At 38.5% G+C, this 18,589-nt stretch carries 13 protein-coding genes; 10 read left to right on the forward strand and 3 right to left on the reverse strand.

What is annotated here, in order from left to right; all coding sequences use genetic code 11:
• The first annotated feature begins 74 nt into the window (after positions 1 to 74).
• The 6 genes from addB (at position 75) to LZ480_RS02190 (ending at position 11,853) form a co-directional block, all read left to right on the forward strand.
• The gene (gene addB / locus LZ480_RS02165) at positions 75 to 3,707 is read left to right on the forward strand and encodes a helicase-exonuclease AddAB subunit AddB (RefSeq protein ID WP_241367703.1); all 3,633 of its coding nucleotides are present in this window, start codon (positions 75 to 77) and stop codon (positions 3,705 to 3,707) included.
• Complete coding sequence (addA, locus tag LZ480_RS02170) at positions 3,682 to 7,401, forward strand: helicase-exonuclease AddAB subunit AddA (protein WP_241367704.1); 3,720 nt, start codon at positions 3,682 to 3,684, stop codon at positions 7,399 to 7,401. Before addB ends, addA begins: the two co-directional genes overlap by 26 nt.
• An 11-nt stretch (positions 7,402 to 7,412) precedes the next feature.
• Positions 7,413 to 8,588 carry a DUF418 domain-containing protein gene (locus LZ480_RS02175; protein WP_241367705.1) on the forward strand — a complete coding sequence of 392 codons (1,176 nt, stop codon included), beginning with the start codon at positions 7,413 to 7,415 and terminating at the stop codon, positions 8,586 to 8,588.
• A 58-nt stretch (positions 8,589 to 8,646) separates the two neighbouring features.
• A complete protein-coding gene (locus LZ480_RS02180; protein ID WP_241367706.1) occupies positions 8,647 to 9,549 on the forward strand; it encodes a fumarylacetoacetate hydrolase family protein in 903 nt (300 codons plus the stop codon).
• 111 nt (positions 9,550 to 9,660) lie between these two features.
• Positions 9,661 to 10,029 carry a YisL family protein gene (locus LZ480_RS02185; protein WP_241367707.1) on the forward strand — a complete coding sequence of 123 codons (369 nt, stop codon included), beginning with the start codon at positions 9,661 to 9,663 and terminating at the stop codon, positions 10,027 to 10,029.
• A 357-nt stretch (positions 10,030 to 10,386) separates the two neighbouring features.
• Complete coding sequence (locus LZ480_RS02190; protein WP_241367708.1) at positions 10,387 to 11,853, forward strand: alpha-amylase family glycosyl hydrolase; 1,467 nt, start codon at positions 10,387 to 10,389, stop codon at positions 11,851 to 11,853.
• A gap of 170 nt (positions 11,854 to 12,023) precedes the next feature.
• On the opposite strand, the gene LZ480_RS02195 is transcribed toward LZ480_RS02190, so the two are convergent.
• Positions 12,024 to 12,830 carry a Cof-type HAD-IIB family hydrolase gene (locus LZ480_RS02195; RefSeq protein WP_241367709.1) on the reverse strand — a complete coding sequence of 269 codons (807 nt, stop codon included), beginning with the start codon at positions 12,828 to 12,830 and terminating at the stop codon, positions 12,024 to 12,026.
• A gap of 110 nt (positions 12,831 to 12,940) precedes the next feature.
• On the opposite strand from LZ480_RS02195, the gene LZ480_RS02200 reads away from it, so the two are divergent.
• Together LZ480_RS02200 and LZ480_RS02205 are read left to right on the forward strand one after the other, a co-directional pair.
• A complete protein-coding gene (locus tag LZ480_RS02200) occupies positions 12,941 to 13,696 on the forward strand; it encodes a serine aminopeptidase domain-containing protein (RefSeq protein ID WP_241367711.1) in 756 nt (251 codons plus the stop codon).
• Between the two features lie 55 nt (positions 13,697 to 13,751).
• A complete protein-coding gene (locus tag LZ480_RS02205) occupies positions 13,752 to 14,066 on the forward strand; it encodes a metal-sulfur cluster assembly factor (RefSeq protein ID WP_241367712.1) in 315 nt (104 codons plus the stop codon).
• Between the two features lie 54 nt (positions 14,067 to 14,120).
• On the opposite strand, the gene LZ480_RS02210 is transcribed toward LZ480_RS02205, so the two are convergent.
• Positions 14,121 to 14,735, reverse strand: coding sequence for a Crp/Fnr family transcriptional regulator (locus LZ480_RS02210; protein WP_241367713.1), 615 nt, complete (start codon positions 14,733 to 14,735; stop codon positions 14,121 to 14,123).
• Between the two features lie 251 nt (positions 14,736 to 14,986).
• On the opposite strand from LZ480_RS02210, the gene LZ480_RS02215 reads away from it, so the two are divergent.
• Entirely contained in the window at positions 14,987 to 17,116 is a 2,130-nt protein-coding gene (locus tag LZ480_RS02215; protein ID WP_241367714.1) for an ATP-dependent Clp protease ATP-binding subunit, read from the forward strand.
• A gap of 322 nt (positions 17,117 to 17,438) precedes the next feature.
• On the forward strand, positions 17,439 to 17,900 hold the full coding sequence (locus tag LZ480_RS02220; RefSeq protein WP_241367715.1) for a GNAT family N-acetyltransferase: 462 nt from the start codon (positions 17,439 to 17,441) through the stop codon (positions 17,898 to 17,900).
• Between the two features lie 240 nt (positions 17,901 to 18,140).
• Here the strand turns inward: LZ480_RS02220 and LZ480_RS02225 are convergent, their stop codons facing one another.
• Positions 18,141 to 18,530 carry a VOC family protein gene (locus tag LZ480_RS02225; protein WP_241367716.1) on the reverse strand — a complete coding sequence of 130 codons (390 nt, stop codon included), beginning with the start codon at positions 18,528 to 18,530 and terminating at the stop codon, positions 18,141 to 18,143.
• Between the last annotated feature and the right edge of the window lie 59 nt (positions 18,531 to 18,589).

Consider the following 18,589-nt stretch of genomic DNA (forward strand, 5'->3'; position numbering starts at 1 on the left):
ATGGGCGCAGTATTAGATGCACGAACGTGTATTCTTATATTATAATGAGAGTATAAAAAAGTGAGGTGTAGGCGATGACATTGCGTGTAATATCTGGTCGAGCGGGTACAGGGAAATCTACATTAATTCATAAGGAAATTGTCGAGGACCTAAAGACAAATGTACTTGGCTACCCGATTTTTATTTTAGTACCAGACCAAATGACGTTTTCGACAGAGTATGAGCTGACGAATAATTACGATATTGAAGGTATGATGCGCGCGCAAGTAATGACATTTAAACGACTTGCGTGGTTTGTGTTACAAAATGAGGGCGGTATTGCTCGCGAACGTATAGATAACACCGGCTACCGCATGCTATTGCGTCGGATTTTAGAAGAGCATCAAGAAGAGTTTTTACTATTTAAACAGGTTGCAGGAAAACGAGGCTTTACAAAAGAAGTAGAACAAATATTAAAGGAATTTAGTCAGTACAACATCGGTGTGGCCTCAATTCAACCGCTAATTGAAGCATTGCATTTAAATGGAGCGAGTGAAGTACTGCTCCATAAAATGCATGATATCGAAATTATTTTACAGCAATTACAACTGCGGATTGGTGCAGAATATGTCGATGGTGACGGTGATTTTCCTTTATTACTAGAGCGTATGCCGAAAATGGAAAGTCTACGCGAAACGCATGTTTATCTAGATGGCTTCGTGTCATATAATGGCCAAGAGTTTGCAATTTTAAAAGAATTACTCATTTATGCGAAGCGTGTAACGTTAGTGCTACCAATGGATGATCCACAGGGAGATAAATTAGATGGTTCAACGTTTTATCGTGCTGCAATGACCTATGATAAATTAAAGCACGAATTGGCCAAATTGCAATTTGAGCGCGGCATTGTTATAGAAGAAGAGCCACGCGTGCATTTAGAAATAAATTATCGCAGCAATAACCGTGATTTACAGCAAATTGAACGAAACTTTAATGAACCGTTTGTGACATCTGTCGAATCGTTAGGGAATGCGCAAATTATCGAGGGAGTAAATCCACGCGCAGAGGTACAAGGTATTGCCCAGGAAATAAAAAAGCTCATTGTTGAGCAGGGGCTTCGTTATAAGGATATTGGGATTATGTATCGACAAGCGGATGTCTATGATCCAATAATTGGTACAACATTCGCGCAATATGAGATTCCTTATTTCTCAAACGAAAAGCGCGCGATGTTGTACCATCCACTCATTGAATTTAGTCGTTCCGTTTTAGAGATTATTACGTCGAATTGGAAATATGAGCCGGTATTTCGAAGTGTGAAAACTGACCTCTATTTTCCGTACAATGCAAATTTAGCAGCGATGCGCGACCGTGCTGATATTTTAGAGAATTTTGTCATAGCCAAAGGGATTGTGCATGATCGTTGGTTCGATGAAAAGGTTTGGCATTACCGCCGTTTTAAATCATTGGAAAAAGTAAATGCAGTGCAAACAAAAGATGAGCAGGAACACGAAACACTATTAAAATCGGTGCGTAATTTAATTGTTGAGCCGGTAAAAAACTTGCAGCGAAAGTTAAAAGGCAACGTAACTGGTCGTAATATTGTCGTTGCTTTGTACGAGTTTATGGAAGCGCTCGATGTGTATAAAAAGCTTGTTAAAATGCAGGAGCAAGAGGAAAAAGCACATGCACTGCAAAAATCATTAGAGCATGAGCAAGCATGGAACGGCTGGGTGCATATTTTAGAACAATTTGATTTAATGTTTGGCGACAAGGAAATGACCTTAGAAGATGCAGCACAAATTTTAGATGAAGGTTTTGAATCCCTACAGTTTTCTAGTGTGCCACCGACATTAGATGAAGTAACGGTTTCGACATTAGAATTTGCCCGCTTTGATAATAAAAAGGCGATTTTCATTATTGGTGTCAATGATGGGGTCTATCCAATGCGTATGGATGCCGGTGGACTTTTATCGGATGCAGAGCGTGAAGTGTTTGAAAAGGCGGATGTCGAGCTAGCCCCTGGTATTAAAAGTCGACTGTTACAGGAAAGCTTTCTATTTTACCGTGCAATCGCTTCACCAACAGATTATTTGTTTGTTACATATGCGAGCGCTGATGAGGAAAGTAAGGGGAAGCTTCCATCAATTTATATAAATCGTCTCCATAAAATGTTCGAAGTGAAATCGGATGAAAAAACGGAACCAATCCGCACATTACGACAGCGTCAAGTGGTGGCAGACCCGCTTGATGAGCAAAATGCAGAGAATATGCTTGATTATTTGCAGCATCCGTCACCGGCAATTGGATTTTTAATGACACAGCTAAAGCAGGCACAATTTGAGCGTCGGGAAATACCTGAACAGTGGCAAGCGTTAAAAGCGTTTTATGAGAGGGAAGGCAATTGGCAACATGTGCTCCATATTGTAACAAAGCCACTTTATGAAACAAATGAAGCGCAAAGCCTGACTGAAGAAACCGCAACCAAGCTATATGGCGAAAACTTTTTAGCGAGTGTTTCACGTATCGAAAAATTTTATAGCTGTCCTTATTCGCATTTTGCTTCATATGGCTTGAAGTTACAGGAACGCACGGAATTTAAGCTAGAATCATTTGCGATGGGCGATCTATTCCATGAAGCGATTCGTACGATTTTGTCGGAAAAAGAGCAAACGATTGTACTTGATACGTATGTTGCTTGTTATAAAAAAGCCGATGATACGATTTCGAAGCTAGTAGATTATTTTTCATACAACATTTTAAAAAGTAGCCATCGCTTTGAGTATATTAAAACTAAGCTAGTAAAAATAGTGGCTCGTACGATCTATGCTTTAGTAAATCAAAGTGAACTATCCAAATTCAAGGCGATTGCGCATGAAAAGCCTTTTGGTAAGCGTGATGATAAAAATACAGAACAAGATGACCGTAATCCACTTGATGCATTGGAAATTGAGCTAGACCATAACCGAAAAATGTACGTACGCGGCCAAATTGACCGAATAGATGCTTATAAAGATGCGCAAAATCTGTATTTACGTGTCATTGACTATAAATCAAGTGGGCGTAAATTAGATTTCACTGAAGTATATAACGGCATTTCACTACAGTTGTTAACGTATTTAGATGTAGCGATGCAAAACTTCCCAGTCATTGCGCAGGAAGGGAAGTTCATTAAGAATTTATCGGAGCTTGAAAACATTATTGTACAAGCGGCTGGTATGTTCTATTTACATGTGCATAACCCACTAATTCCTACAGAGGATTATGAGCAGCTTGATCAAGTAGAGAACTTGCGTCAAGAAAAGTTCAAACTAAGTGGTTATATGCTAAAGGATACAGAAGTGGCAAATTTAATGGATACATCGCTTGAGCCGAGTAAAGCTTCTATCATTGTCCCAGCAAAGTTTAAAAGTGGTAATGATTTAGAATTTGATAGTCGTTCATCGAAAGTCATTGAACCAGACGAAATGAAAGACCTTCAGCAATTTGTGCACCATAAATTCCGTCAAGCTGGCAATGAGATATACAAAGGCAATACCGAAATAAAACCGTACAGCTTAGGTAGTCAAAAGGCATGTACGTTTTGTAATTATAAATCGGTTTGTCAATTTGACGAAACAGAAACAGGCAATAGCTTCAATGAATTGAAGAAGCAAAAAGAGGAAGACGTATTTGACAATATTAAAAAGGCGGTGTGTGAACATGACGATTCCAACGAAGCCAATTGATGTGCAATGGACCGATGTGCAGTGGAAGGCTATTTACGCAGCAGGGCATGATGTATTAGTATCCGCCGCGGCAGGCTCAGGAAAAACGGCGGTGTTAATTGAACGTTTAATTCAAAAGATTTTAGCACCAGAAAAAGAGCGTATTGATGTTGATGAATTACTCGTTGTAACCTTTACAAATGCGTCAGCCGCTGAAATGCGCAATCGTATGGCGGAAGCGTTAGAAAAAGCATTGTCAAAGGACCCGAGTAATGCCTTTTTACGCCGCCAATTAAGCTTATTAAATAAAGCGCAAATTTCAACACTGCACTCATTTTGCTTATCCATTTGTCGGGAGTTTGCGTACACGATCGATTTAGATCCAGGTTTCCGATTGGCAAGTACGGAGGAAGCATCACTTTTACAGGATGATGTGTTAATGGACGTGCTAGAAAAGGCGTATCGAGGCGATATGGATGCATTGTTTTCGAAGGATGAGCTCTACGCATTAGTCGATAGCTTTGCGTCAGATCGTAGCGACCAAGCCATTGAGTTTTTACTACAGGAAATGTATAAGGTGTCGCGCGTACAGCCAAAGCCATATGAGTGGTTACGAGAATTGCCAACGAAATATGACATTGATCCAGACGCACCGATTGATACATTAGCTGTTGCACAGGAAATTCGCCCATTTATCATTGCAAGCTTACAGGAAGCAGCAAGTCGATTAGAAAAGGGCTTGCAAATTGTATCGGTGGAGCCCGCACTTGAAAAAAATGTGCCGTTATTCGGGGCAGAATATACGGCGGTAAAGGCTGTTTATGAAGCGCTAATACAAGGAACATGGGAACAGGCATATGCATTAATGCCGGCGATAGAATTTGGTCGTATAAAAGCGGCAACCAAAAAGGATACGGAAGAAGACCGAGCAAAGTATACAGTAGCCAAGGAGCATCGTGATCAAGCGAAGGCAATGATTACGGGTTTAAAAGAGACATTTTTCGCGCGCCACCCGAAGCTGTATGTACAGGAAATGGCAGCAACAAAGCCCATTTTGGAAACATTAGTGAAGCTCACAATTGAATATAGCGAGGCGTTTAAAAAAGCTAAGCAAGAGCGTGGGTTACTTGATTTTTCTGATTTGGAGCATTACGCACTTGAAATTTTAACAGCACCAAATAGTGATACAACACCACCAACCCCATCTGAAGTAGCGATTGGCTTTAAACATCGCTTTAAAGAAGTGCTTGTTGATGAGTATCAAGATGTGAATTTTTTACAAGAAACGATTTTACAGCTTGTGAAAAGTGGCGATGAAGCAAGTGGCAATATGTTCATGGTCGGTGATGTGAAGCAGTCCATATACGCGTTTCGACTGGCAGAACCACGTCTATTTCTTGATAAATATAAGCGTTTTGATGTCGATCCCACGCACAATGGTATGAAAATTGATTTAAATGCTAACTTCCGGAGTCGTTCTGAAGTGCTTGAAGGGACGAATTATGTATTTGAGCAAATTATGGATGAGGAAGTCGGCGAAATCGAATATGACGAGCAAGCAAAGCTCAAATTTGGTGCGAGCTATGATGCGCAGCAAGTGCCGATTGAGCTTGTATTATTAGAGGGCGATTCGAAAACACAAATCGTACCAGGGGCAGAAGATGATACAGAAGAGGAAAGCATTAGCGCAGCGCAACAGGAAGCACGCTATATTATTGAACGTATCCGTGGATTGGTTGAAAAAGGTGGACAAGTTTACAATCCAAAAACGAAATCGATGCGTCCTGTAAATTACCGAGACATAGTTGTATTAATGCGCTCGCGTTCTTGGTATACAACATTTGCTGAGGAATTTAAAATGGCGGGCTTACCGTTATATGCTGAAACGGACGGGGGCTATTTCGAATCGCTTGAAGTAATGATTATGATCAACACACTAAAAGTGATCGACAACCCATATCAAGATATCCCACTCGCATCGGTGCTACGCGCGCCATTTATTGGGCTAACGGAAAATGAACTCGCAGCGATTCGCTTAGTCAATGAAAAAGTGCCATTTTATGACGCGTTAAAGCAATACCGTGAAAAGGGAAGTAACGCGATTTCAAACGCTACGGAACAAAAGTTAGATAAATTCTTTAGTTTACATGAAAAGTGGCGAAATTTCTCGCGTCACGGGGCGTTAGCTGATTTAGTGTGGCAAGTGTATTTAGATACGAATTACATTGAAATGGTTGGCGCAATGGCGAATGGCAAGCAGCGTCAGGCCAATTTACGTGCACTGCATGACCGCGCATTAAGCTATGAAAAGTCATCGTTCCGCGGTTTATTCCGTTTCTTACGATTTATCGACCGTATGCACGCGCGCGGGGATGATTTAGGCATTGCAAAATCAATTAGTGAAGCCGATGATGTCGTAACTCTGATAACGATACACAAATCAAAGGGGTTAGAATATCCAGTCGTATTTGTGGCGGGTATGAGTAAAAATTTTAATACGAAAGATTTAGGAAGCCGTTATATTTTTGATCAGGAGTTTGGCTTAGCGATTAAATCAGTAAACCCAGATTTGAATATTATTTCAACATCACTTCCACATTTATACGTAAAAGAAAAGAAGCTTGCAAAATTAAAGGCCGAAGAAATGCGTATATTATATGTTGCGATGACGCGTGCAAAAGAGCGATTAATATTAGTTGGCTCAATTAAAGATTGGGAAAAGCAAAAGGAAGAATGGCAGTTTTATCAGGACTTACAAGAAAAGGTACTGCCGAAGTATGTACGTTCAAAAGCGAATAATTATTTAAGTTGGGTTGGCCCAGCTGTTGCACGTCATGACGATTTCCTATTTGCCAATTATCGCTCGGATAATGCGACAAAAACAGAAAAATGGACGATTACAGTGGTGCCAAATAGTGATTATTTAGCAACGAATGAGTTGACAGAAGTAAGTGAGGACCATACAAAACAAGTGGTGAACGAGGATTTAGTCTCATTGCTAACGAAGCGTTTTTCAGCCGTCTATCCATATAAACAGGCAGTAATAAAAAAATCGAAAACATCTGTGTCTGAGCTAAAGCGTTTAGAAAGCTTGCAGCAAATGGAAGACGAACAGCTGTACAATACCGATGCAAAGCGTTACGTAAAGGCGAATGTTCCGAGCTTTATGCTGAAAGGAAAAAAGAACGAACGTAAACTTTCAGCAACAGAGATCGGAACCGCGGTACACGCAGTCATGCAGCATGCCCCTCAACAAGGTTTTACAACGCTTGTACAAGTAGAACAATTTATTCAATCATTAGTCGAGCGTCAATTATTACAGCAAATAGAAGCCGAGGCAGTACAGGCTGATAAAGTGCTCGCATTTTTCCAAGCAGAAATTGGACAGCGCTTTACAAAAGCCTCGCAAATATTACGTGAAATGCCGTTCACACTCAGCCTAAAAGATAAGGACGGGGATGCCCAAATTATCCAAGGGGTAATTGACTGCTTATTTGAGGACGCTAACGGTCAGTGGGTGCTTCTAGATTATAAAACGGATTTTATCACACCATCGATTTTAGACGATTTTGAGAAAGTTAAACAAAAAATGACCAAATCCTACCAAATTCAATTAAACTATTATCAACAGGCTGTCCAATCGATTAAACGAATTGATATTAGCGAGAAATATTTATATTTGTATAGTATTGGTCAACAGCTAAAAATGGATTAGGAGGACGAGTTGTGGAGTTTCGCCCAGTAGGTTCAAATGAGCGTATTGCAACGCTTGATATACTTCGAGGTTTTAGTTTGCTTGGTATTTTATTAGTGAATATGTTTGGATTTTATTTACCGATGCCTCATATAGCAGATTTAAGTAATTGGTTTAGTGAGGCACAGGATATAATTTTACAGCAACTTTTAGATATTTATGTGCAAAGTAGTTTTTATCCGTTATTTTCAATGCTGTTCGGGTATGGTTTAGCAATGCAGTTTTTAAAGGCAAAACAAACGGGGGCTAGCTTTTATCGTTTTGCTCCTAAGCGTATGGTTATTTTATTTGCAGTGGGGATGCTACATGCCATTTTCATTTGGTGGGGCGATATTTTGGCAACGTATGCATTTTGTGGTGTCTTTTTGATTGCATTGATGCGTCTGCCAGCAAAATGGCTTTTAATAATTGCCATTATCGTGAATGGATTGTATCATGCGTTTATCTTAAGTTTGTACAAGGTTAGTGGTATGTTTACTATGACAACAGATAGCATGTCTGTTGATATCGAAGCAATTCAAAGCGCCATTGCGGCATATGGTGTGGGGAATTGGGCAGATGCATTTTCACAGCGCTTAGTTGATTTGTCGATTCAAATGAGTGGATTTATGTGGATTTCGTCGCTGTTTACGATTTTACCCTATATGTTAATCGGTGCAGCACTTGCGAAATGGCGATTGATTGAACGTGCGAAAGAAAAACTAGTGTTATGGTTTGTACTAGCACTCGTTGGAATCGGCGTAGGCATTTATGTCAAAAGCTTGCCGATTGTAGGTGCGCAAACATTTGGTAATGAATATTTACAAGTGTATATTGGTGGTCCGATTTTAGCATTAGGCTATATTGCGGTTGTGACGTTAATAACGCAGCTACCAGTCATTGCAAAAATTTTAACACCGGTCGCTAAAGCTGGTCGTATGTCGATGACACTTTATATTATGCAGTCCATCGTATGTACAGCACTATTTTATAATTGGGGCTTTAGCTTGTATGGTGAGGTTAATGTACAAATGGGGATCTTTATTGCGCTCGCGATTTATGTCAGCCAGTTACTAATCGCAGAGCTATATTTTACAAAGTTTAAGCAAGGTCCACTCGAAGCAACAATGAAACGATTAACCTATGGTAATAAGATTTCGGAAAAGTAAGGTAATTTCGAAAGATTTGATGTATGATGTAAAAAAACATTAAGGAGCGCTCTACGTTATGAAATTGTTATCATTTAAAGTTAAAGACCAAATAAAGTTTGGACCAAAAGTGAAAAAAGAAGAGGCAGTTTGGGATGTTGTTGAAATTCAAAAACAACTAAACGTTTTAAAAGCCTTCCCTATAACAATTATTGATGGTATAGCGTTAGGCTATGAATTTGTCGAGCAAGTTCGTAAGTTAGTAGATGCCGCACAAAAACATGAAGACAGTGCGCAATTTAAATTAGCGTATTCAGATATTGAATGGTTATCACCAATTCCTCGTACACCAAAAAATATTTTATGTGTAGGAAAGAATTACAACGATCACGCAGTTGAAATGGGGGCCGACAAAGCCCCAGAAGATATTATGATTTTTACGAAATCTCCAACAGCTATAGCAGCTGATGAGTCAACATTACCGGTACATGCAGACTTAACCGATTCACTTGATTATGAAGGTGAGTTGGCGATTGTTATCGGGAAGCGTGGAAAAAATATTGCTAAGGGAATGGCAATTGACTATGTGTTTGGTTATACAATTGCAAATGATCTTACAGCGCGTGACCTTCAACAAAAACATAAACAGTTCTTCTTAGGAAAGAGCTTAGATGGCAGCTGTCCGATGGGGCCGTACTTAGTGACAAAAGACGAAATTCCTGATCCACATGCACTTTCAATCGTAACGAAAGTAAATGGAGAAGTACGTCAAAATGGTTCAACGAAAGATATGATGTTTACGGTGTCAGATATAATTGCAATCGTATCAAAATACGTAACGCTTGAGCCAGGCGATGTGATTTTAACTGGTACGCCAGCTGGAGTGGGTAAGGGCATGAATCCACCACAATTTTTAAAAGCAGGCGATGAAGTGAAAATTTCGATTGAAGGAATTGGAACGCTAGCAAATCGCTTCGCTTAGCATTGTAAAATTTTCTTATAATGCTAGTTAAGTTAGTCGAATTCATTGAATCCATTTGAGCTCTCATGGTAGGATAAAACATGTAGGGAAAAATAGAAGAGGTGGAAAATCATGAGTTTTTTATCAAGCACACCGCATTTACACATCACAACTTGGGTAATTGCATTAGTTTTATTCTTCATCGCAGCATTAGCTAGCAAAAAGTTAACAGGTGTGCATATGGCACTACGCGTTATGTACATTTTAATCATTATTTCTGGTGGCGCATTATTCTTAGAATGGCGCGACAAAATTCCTGAAAGCGGCATGAACTATGATATGAAGGTGCTATTCGGTATTTTAGTAATCGGCTTCATGGAAATGGTTTTAGTACGTAAAGGTAAAGGCAAATCAGTTAATTTATTCTGGATTTTATTTGCCGTTGCATTATTAGTAACATTATACCTAGGGTTAAGCATGGGTATCGGTATGAATTTCTAATTTTAAAATGAAACCACTTTAGCGAATAAGCTAGAGTGGTTTTTTCTTCTTTGTTAAGGAAACTATAAATTATCGCATAGTGTATAACTTTTGCAAAAAGTCATCTTCCGTCTAGGCTAAAGCGCCAGCCCCTCGGCCATTTCGATCCCTCCTGCAAAAGTGGCGGAGCGTTTACTTTTGCGTCGGGCCCTCCAATGTCTCTCGGGACTGAACGGGCACTTTAGCGCTTTTGTTCTAGAATACACATTTTTGTCACTTATTTGTTCAATTTACTATTAATAACTACTGTTTCCATAGCTTGTCATATGCTTTTTTTGGTAAAATGACGATGGACTGTATGTGAAGGAGAGGAAAAAGTTGAAACTGAAAAAGTGGTTGAGTGTATTAACTGCGGGTGTGCTGCTTTCGACGACTTTTGCATTTGCAAGTATCGCAAATGCTGAAAACAAAGCAAGTACAATAGCAGATGAAAGTATATACGATTTATTAGTAGACCGTTTCTTTAATGGTACAGGTAAAAATGATGATGAACAAGTAAATACAAAAGACCCAGAAATGTTTGCAGGTGGGGATTTTGATGGACTTGTAAAAAAAGTAGATTATATTGCCAATATGGGCTATACAATTTTATCAATTGGTTCAGTATTCGAGACAGAAAAATATGATGGCTCGATGGTGACGAGTTATTCGGCGTTAGAATCACATTTCGGTACAGAAGAAGAATTTCAAAATATGCTACATACATATCAAAATCGAGATATTAAAATAATGGTCGATTTCCCGCTTTCAAATGTAAGCCCGAATCATGAATGGGCTTCAGAAGCTGGGTTTGTAACAAGTGCGAATGACGGTAAAATTCAATGGGATTTAACGAATACAGCAGTACAAGACAATCTAATAGAAAGCGCGTCCCAATTCGTATCAAAGTTTGGTATTAATGGTGTGCGCCTAACGAATATTGAGTCGGCGGATACGGCATTTTTAAATCGAATGATTGATGCGTTAAAGGCTGGTAATAGCAATGTTTATGTCATCACAAATAGTGAAAGTGATGCGAACTTTGATGCAAAGTTTTATGAGGATACAGCGAATCTGTTTACGAATGCTTTTAAAAATGTTGATTTAGACACTGACGTATTGGAAACACATATCAATGAAGCTACTTCTGGTACACCTGTGCTATCAATGACAGATACAATTTGGTCGGATCGTTTTACATTGTCTTCAACAGAAGAGGAGATGTATCAACCGACGCGAAGTAAAATGTCGATTGCGAGCACATTGTTATTACCAGGTGTTCCAGTTGTTACATACGGTTCTGAAATTGCGATGAATGGTACAGCAGGTGCAGAAGCACATCAATACTACAATTTTAAAACTGACTCAGAATTAGTCGATTACATTGGGAATTTACAGACTTTACTGAATGATTCGGATACATTACGTTCAGGGGAATTTAAATGGATTGAAAATGATAATGGCTTTATGGCATTTGAGCGTAAATCTGATACAGAAGATTGGATTGTAGTCATTAATAATAGTAGTAAGACAAAGCGCGTTAATCTTCCTGTCGCTGAAATTGGGGAAGGAAAAGAAATTCGCGGAATGTTCGATAGTGAAATAATTCGTGCCAATAAAGATGGTAACTATACAATCATTTTAGATCGTGAAATGGTTGAGGTTTATCAAATAATCGATGCACGCGGTATTAATATGTCTTACATTATTGCACTTGGTTTAGTAGTCGTTATTTATACAACTTTCATGATCGTAGTGATGAAGCGCGGGAAAAAACGTCGAACAGAGCAAGTGAATAACGGATAAAAAAGGAGCTGCGCGAAAAGTAAATACTTTTCGCGCAGTGCTTCGTTCGTGTATTAATTATCCGCTGCAGGCGGTGCTTCTGCGGTGGTCGAAATAGGAACGAATGCTAAAACCGTCACATCGTGTGACAACGCATTCATGACCAGCATCGTGCTGGCCTCCTTTAAGCGTTAAAGCTTTAAACGTTCTTGTAGAAATTTCGCGATACCGTCCTCATTATTGGATAATGTAATTTCATTAGCAATGTTTTTCAGCTCAGAAATACCGTTATTCATTGCCACACCAACACCTGCATATTCGATCATCTCTAAATCATTGTCCTCATCGCCAAATGCGATAATGCGATCGCGGGGAATTCCCATTTCTTTCGCGATATGGTCAATCCCCACAGCTTTGCTTAAGCCTTTTCGTACGATTTCGATAATTGGGAATGGTGCGCCCCAACGACGATGCTCGATTAATTCAGCATGGACATCTTGTAAGTGTTTGCGAATAATCGGGGTATTCGCATCATCGGCATGGACTAGTAAACTCGTAGGATTTTGTAATAATGTTTGCGTTAAATTACCAAGTAAAATGTTTGGGCTACCCATATGGAACATTTCTAACATGCCATCATCTTCGCGGTGAATGTACACGTCGTCCATCACTTCTGCAATTAAATTTTCATACTCGTATTTGTGTATCGACTCTACTACATCATGAACTACATGCAAGTCGACTGTAGTATGAATGGTTTTCCACATTGGATTTTTGGGATGGTGGATTAATGCACCGTTAAAGTTTACGATAGGTGTTGTTAAACCGAGTTCATTATAGTAAAGCTGGCTTGCGCGGTATGGACGTCCTGTTGCGATCATTACTTGGTGACCAGCTTGTTTTGCTTTTAAGAGTGTATCTTTTGTTAAGTTGGAAATGACTTTTTCGTCAGTTAAAAGTGTGCCATCTAAGTCCAAAACGATTAAATGTTCTTTCATAAAGGTAAAGCCTCCTTTTGCGTGGGTTAATTGTAACGATAAAATTAGTGTTCGTCAAAGTTTTGAAACAAAGGTAAAGTTTTGATAAAGTAAGTAATGAGGTGAAAGTGATGATCGTAAAACGTGAGCTTTGGAGCGGTATTCCGTTATTACATGTATATAATGAAGAAACGAATGAACAATCGCCCATCGTAATTTTTTTACATGGTTTTTTAAGTGCGAAAGAGCATAACTTGCACTATGCCTATCAGCTTGTGCAGCAAGGAGTTCGTGTAATTTTACCAGATGCTCTTTTACATGGTGAGCGTTCAGAAACATCATCAGAAGTAATGATGAATGCGCATTTTTGGAAGATTGTTTTAACATCTGTGAAAGATGTACATACTATTTATGAGCAATTAAAGGTAAAAAATTATGTAACGAACGGTAAAATCGGCATAGCAGGGACTTCAATGGGAGGTATTGTGACGTCGGGTTGCTTAGCTGTATATCCTTGGATTCAAACGGCGGGTATTTGTATGGGAACAACAAGCTTTACAAATTTGGCACTGCATCAAGTAGAAGACATGAAGCAGCGTGAAATCGATTTCCCGATGTCAGAACAAGAACAGTCAGACTTATTGACACTACTAAGTCAATTTAATCTGGAAGACCATGTAGCAATGTGGAGTGGGAAACCAATTATTTTCTGGCATGGCATGCGTGATACGGTAGTACCTTATCAAATGAGCCGTGATTTTTATGATGGGCTAACAGATAAGCTACTGACATCTATCACTTATTTATCAGAAGAGAAGGCTGGTCACGCTGTTTCACGGGATGGTGTATTACAAGTGACCCAATTTATTGCCCAACGTTTGGCATAAATCGTAAGTTCTGATAAGATTAACGTTAACACCATTTCGAAAGGGGAAATACAAAATGGCGATTGATCAAGATATGAAAGACAGCATGTTAGGTACATTAGAAAATGTAATTGACCCTGAGTTAGGTATTGATATTGTAAACTTAGGTTTAGTATATGATGTTGATTTAACGGACGAAGGTTTAGCAATCGTTACAATGACTCTTACGTCAATGGGTTGCCCATTAGGTCCTGTTATTGTGGATCAAGTAAACACAGCGTTAAACGAGCTTCCTGAAGTAAAGGAAGTAAAGGTTGACATTGTATGGCAGCCAGCATGGTCTAAGGACAATATGTCGCGCTACGCAAAAATGGCATTAGGAATTCGCTAATGTACAAGACCCCGATTTTTTCTATTTTACTATAGAAGAAATCGGGGTCTTTTTTTAATCAATGCGACAAACGGCAAGCGGGCAGTTCTCACATTCAATTTCGCGTTTTAAAAACGATAAATTATGAATTGTAATGTAACTTTTTTCGGTGGATAGCACATGCTGTTTACGTAATTCACTAAGCATACGATTTATCATTTCGCGGCTTGTCGCACATAAATTGGCGAGTTCGGTATTTGTCAAAGCGAGTCGGATTGTCACTTCATTAGGCGATTGAAACTCACCATACGTATTCGCTAGACGTATGAGTGTAGAATAAAGCGCCCCTTTTTTGCCATGAAGCACTAAATCGCGTAAACGACTTTGATCTTTTATATGCTCAATTTGTAGCCATTTTAAATAGTCGGTCATTATAGTGGGTTCATGATGTAAATAGTTTTCAAATAAGTTGCGTGAAATAGCATAAAGTTCGGTATTCATGATGGCCTTTGCTGTTGTTGTATGAAAGGTGCTACAACAAAAAACCGTCGTTTCGCCAATTAAATTATGCTCCCCACAAATACGAATTGCTAATTCTTTCCCGCTTTCAGTTTCTTTGCTAATTTGCACAGTCCCTTTTTTTATAAGATAAAGTTGATCGGCTAGGCTTCCTTCTTGAAAAATGTGCATGCCCTTTTCTACTTTTAATAATATGCCTTTAGTTTGAAAGAAAGTAGTAATGGTAATGGGCAAAATAATTGCCGTTTCGATTGTACTCACACCTTTCAGGAATTTGCAGTTTACAAATAATACCTAATTTATCGTACCACATAAATAGAAAAATGTTGTTGAACATTGAGTGTATTTTGTTGAACTTTGACTAACTTTGACCTATACTTAAATTAGTCAATAAAGGTCAAATTATTAAAGGGGTGCAGTTTATGCAATTTAATCAAACACAAGATAATCGTCCGCCATTAGAACAATTTGGGCGCAATTTAATTGAACAAGTTAAAAACGGCAAAATGGATCCAGTTATTGGCCGTGATGAAGAAATTCTTAATGTAATTCGTATTTTATCGCGTAAAACGAAAAATAATCCGGTATTAATTGGGGAGCCGGGTGTTGGTAAAACAGCAATCGTTGAAGGATTAGCACAGCGTATAGTGCGTCGCGATGTTCCAGAAGGATTAAAAGATGCAGAACTCTATGAATTAGATATGAGTGCGTTAATTGCAGGAGCTTCGTACCGAGGGCAATTTGAGGAACGTTTAAAAGCAGTGTTAAAGCAAGTAAAGGATTCAGAAGGACGCATTATTTTATTCATCGATGAAATTCATACAATTGTTGGTGCGGGAAAAACAGATGGTGCAATGGATGCTGGGAATATGCTGAAACCAATGCTTGCACGTGGGGAGCTGCACTGTATCGGCGCAACAACACTAGATGAGTACCGTATGTATATTGAAAAGGACCCTGCGTTAGAGCGTCGTTTCCAACAAGTATTAGTGCGTGAACCATCAATTGAAGATACGGTGTCGATTTTACGTGGTATTAAAGATCGCTTTGAGGAGCATCACCGCGGTGTTCGTATTCACGATCGTGCCATTATTGCAGCGGCACAATTGGCAGACCGTTATATTACGGACCGTTTCTTACCAGACAAAGCCATTGATTTAGTCGATGAAGCATGTGCAATGATTCGCATTGAGATTGATTCCATGCCACAGGAGCTAGACCAATCAATGCGTCGTTTAACGCAATTAAAAATTGAACAGCAAGCGCTGAAAAAAGAAAAGGACGAAGCAAGTAAAAAACGTCTAGAAGTATTATCAAGTGAAATTAATCAGCTTGAAGCAACGATGAATGCAATGAAAGAGCAATGGGAGTTAGAGAAAAATGGCTTACAAATGGTGCGTGACAAAAAAGATGAGTTGAAAAAATTTGAAGTCGAGCGCGATGACCTCTATCTTTCTGGCAGTAACTTTGCACGTGCTTCTGAGCTGCAATATAGTGAAATTCCAAAGCTTGAACAAGAGGTTGCACAGCTAGAGGCACAGTTAAAAGAAACTGAAGATAATCGTATGCTACGTGAAGAAGTAACAGAAGAGGAAATTGCAAAAATTATTTCGCGTTGGACAGGCATTCCGGTTACGAAATTAGTGGAAGGGGAGCGCGAAAAATTATTGCGCTTAAAAGACACATTGCATGAGCGTGTCATTGGTCAAGAGACGGCAGTAACGTATGTGACAGAAGCGGTGTGGCGCGCACGTTCAGGTATTAAAGATCCGAACAAACCAATTGGTAGTTTCTTATTTTTAGGGCCAACTGGTGTTGGTAAAACTGAATTAGCAAAAGCATTAGCCGAGCAACTATTTGATTCTGAGGAGCATTTCATTCGTATTGATATGAGTGAATACATGGAAAAACATTCAGTATCTCGCTTAGTCGGTGCACCTCCAGGATATATCGGTTATGAAGAGGGCGGGCAGTTAACTGAGGCTGTACGTCGTAATCCGTATTCCGTTGTGCTTTTAGACGAAATCGAAAAAGCGCACCCAGATGTAGCGAATATTTTACTGCAAGTGTTAGATGATGGACGCATTACTGATAGTCAAGGACGTATGGTGAATTTCACGAATACGGTAATTATTTTAACGTCTAATATTGGTTCTCAATATTTATTAGAGCAAACCGAACAATCAGAAGAGCTTGTGCAAATGGCGTTACGTCAGCACTTCAAGCCAGAGTTACTAAACCGTATGGACGATATTATTATGTTCCATGCGTTATCAAATGAACACTTCGACGCGATTGCTTGGAAATATGTCCACCAATTACAAGTGCGTGTGGCTGAGCAAGAAATTACGCTAAAAGTAGAGGATGCGGTAGTCGACTGGATTGTCAAACACGGTATTGACCCACAATTCGGTGCACGCCCATTAAAACGCTTTGTGCAGCGCCATTTAGAAACTGTAGTTGCACGTGAATTGTTAAAGGGCGATGTTGTCGCGGGTGGTACGTTAGAACTTACACTAGAGAACGATTCGTTAGTAATTAGAAAAGGATAGAGTAGTGTAGTTTTTAGTGGGCATTGCAGCAAATTCTATTTAGTTGAAAGTATTTATTCAAAATTTTATGCGATTTTAGAGAAGGTTGTATGGTATGGGAAGTGGCATTAGCCATTAGTATCAAGGCACTTTAAATGAAATGTATAAAATTCTGTAAATGAATAAAAAATTGTAAAAGCCATTAAACATGAAAAATCAACGTTTAATGGCTTTTGTATTGCTTCCTAACTTTGAATTGGAAATATTTACTTTTATATTCTTTCATAAAGATAATTAAAATTGTATATTTAACTTATCTATAATAGTGAATTGAGGAATTTATATGAAATTACACTTAAAACCGATTACTCCAGAAAACTGGCGTACTTTCAATGCTCTTAAAGTGAAAAAAGAACAGGCACAATGGGTTGCTTCTAATGAGTTAATTTTAGCAAGAGCTTATGTATATCGGGAATATAATAGTAATGTATTCGCAATTTATGCTTCTAATACACCGATTGGTTTACTAATGCAAAGAGATCATATTGATAATGGAAAAACATTCTGTATATTAGATCAAATTATGATTGATGAACAATATCAGGGCTGTGGTTATGGAAAGGTAGCTATGAAACAATGGATTTCATTAATTAAAGAAAATAAAAAATATGAATCAATAAAACTTTGTTATAAAGAAGAAGACATCATTGCATATAATTTATATAGGGATTTAGGATTCCAGTACACAGGAGAAATAGATGAAGATGAAATAACAATGGAATATAAAATGTTCTCTATAGATTAAATTACTTTACTAAAATTAATTAAATATAAAACAAAGACAGTGGCTTCGTATAATCGCATTTTTAATGAAATGTATAAAATACTGTAAATGAAAAGAAATTGTAAAAGCCATTAAATGCTGAAAAATCAGGCTTTTGTATTGCTCCCTAAATTTCATTCGGAGACGTTATTAGGATTATTTATGTAAACTTTATAAATCCTTGTTGCACTAAAGCCTCCGTTAGAACAGCAATCAAAAAAACTACACTCTAAAAATTGATTTAATACGATCGTTTTCTTCTTTCTTATCCAAATATTCAAAGAGACCCAGTCGATTTCCCCATGAATCAGTGAAAGATCCCCATTTTGCAGAAACTTCGTCACGAGAGTAAATCTCAAATTCTTCAATTCCTAACTCTTTAACAAGTCTATCTCTTTCAGCAATTATATCAGTAACCCCTAAACGTAAAGGTCCACTAGCTTCTGATGGTGTTCCTTCAGCAACTTGCAACCAGAAACCAGGGATTATTTCCCATTCAACAAACCCATCGTGTGGTATGAAATCAGGTTCTTTGTTTAGTAGTGTTTCATACCACTTCCGTCCTTCTTTAAAATCTGTAACACGAACTTGATTTGTAATTTCAAAAATCATTTATTTACCTCCTATAATGCTCCAAATTATATACAATATATAAATTCAGGTGGCTCTCC

It is taken from the genome of Solibacillus palustris, from assembly GCF_022549215.1.
Lineage (GTDB): Bacteria > Bacillota > Bacilli > Bacillales_A > Planococcaceae > Solibacillus > Solibacillus daqui.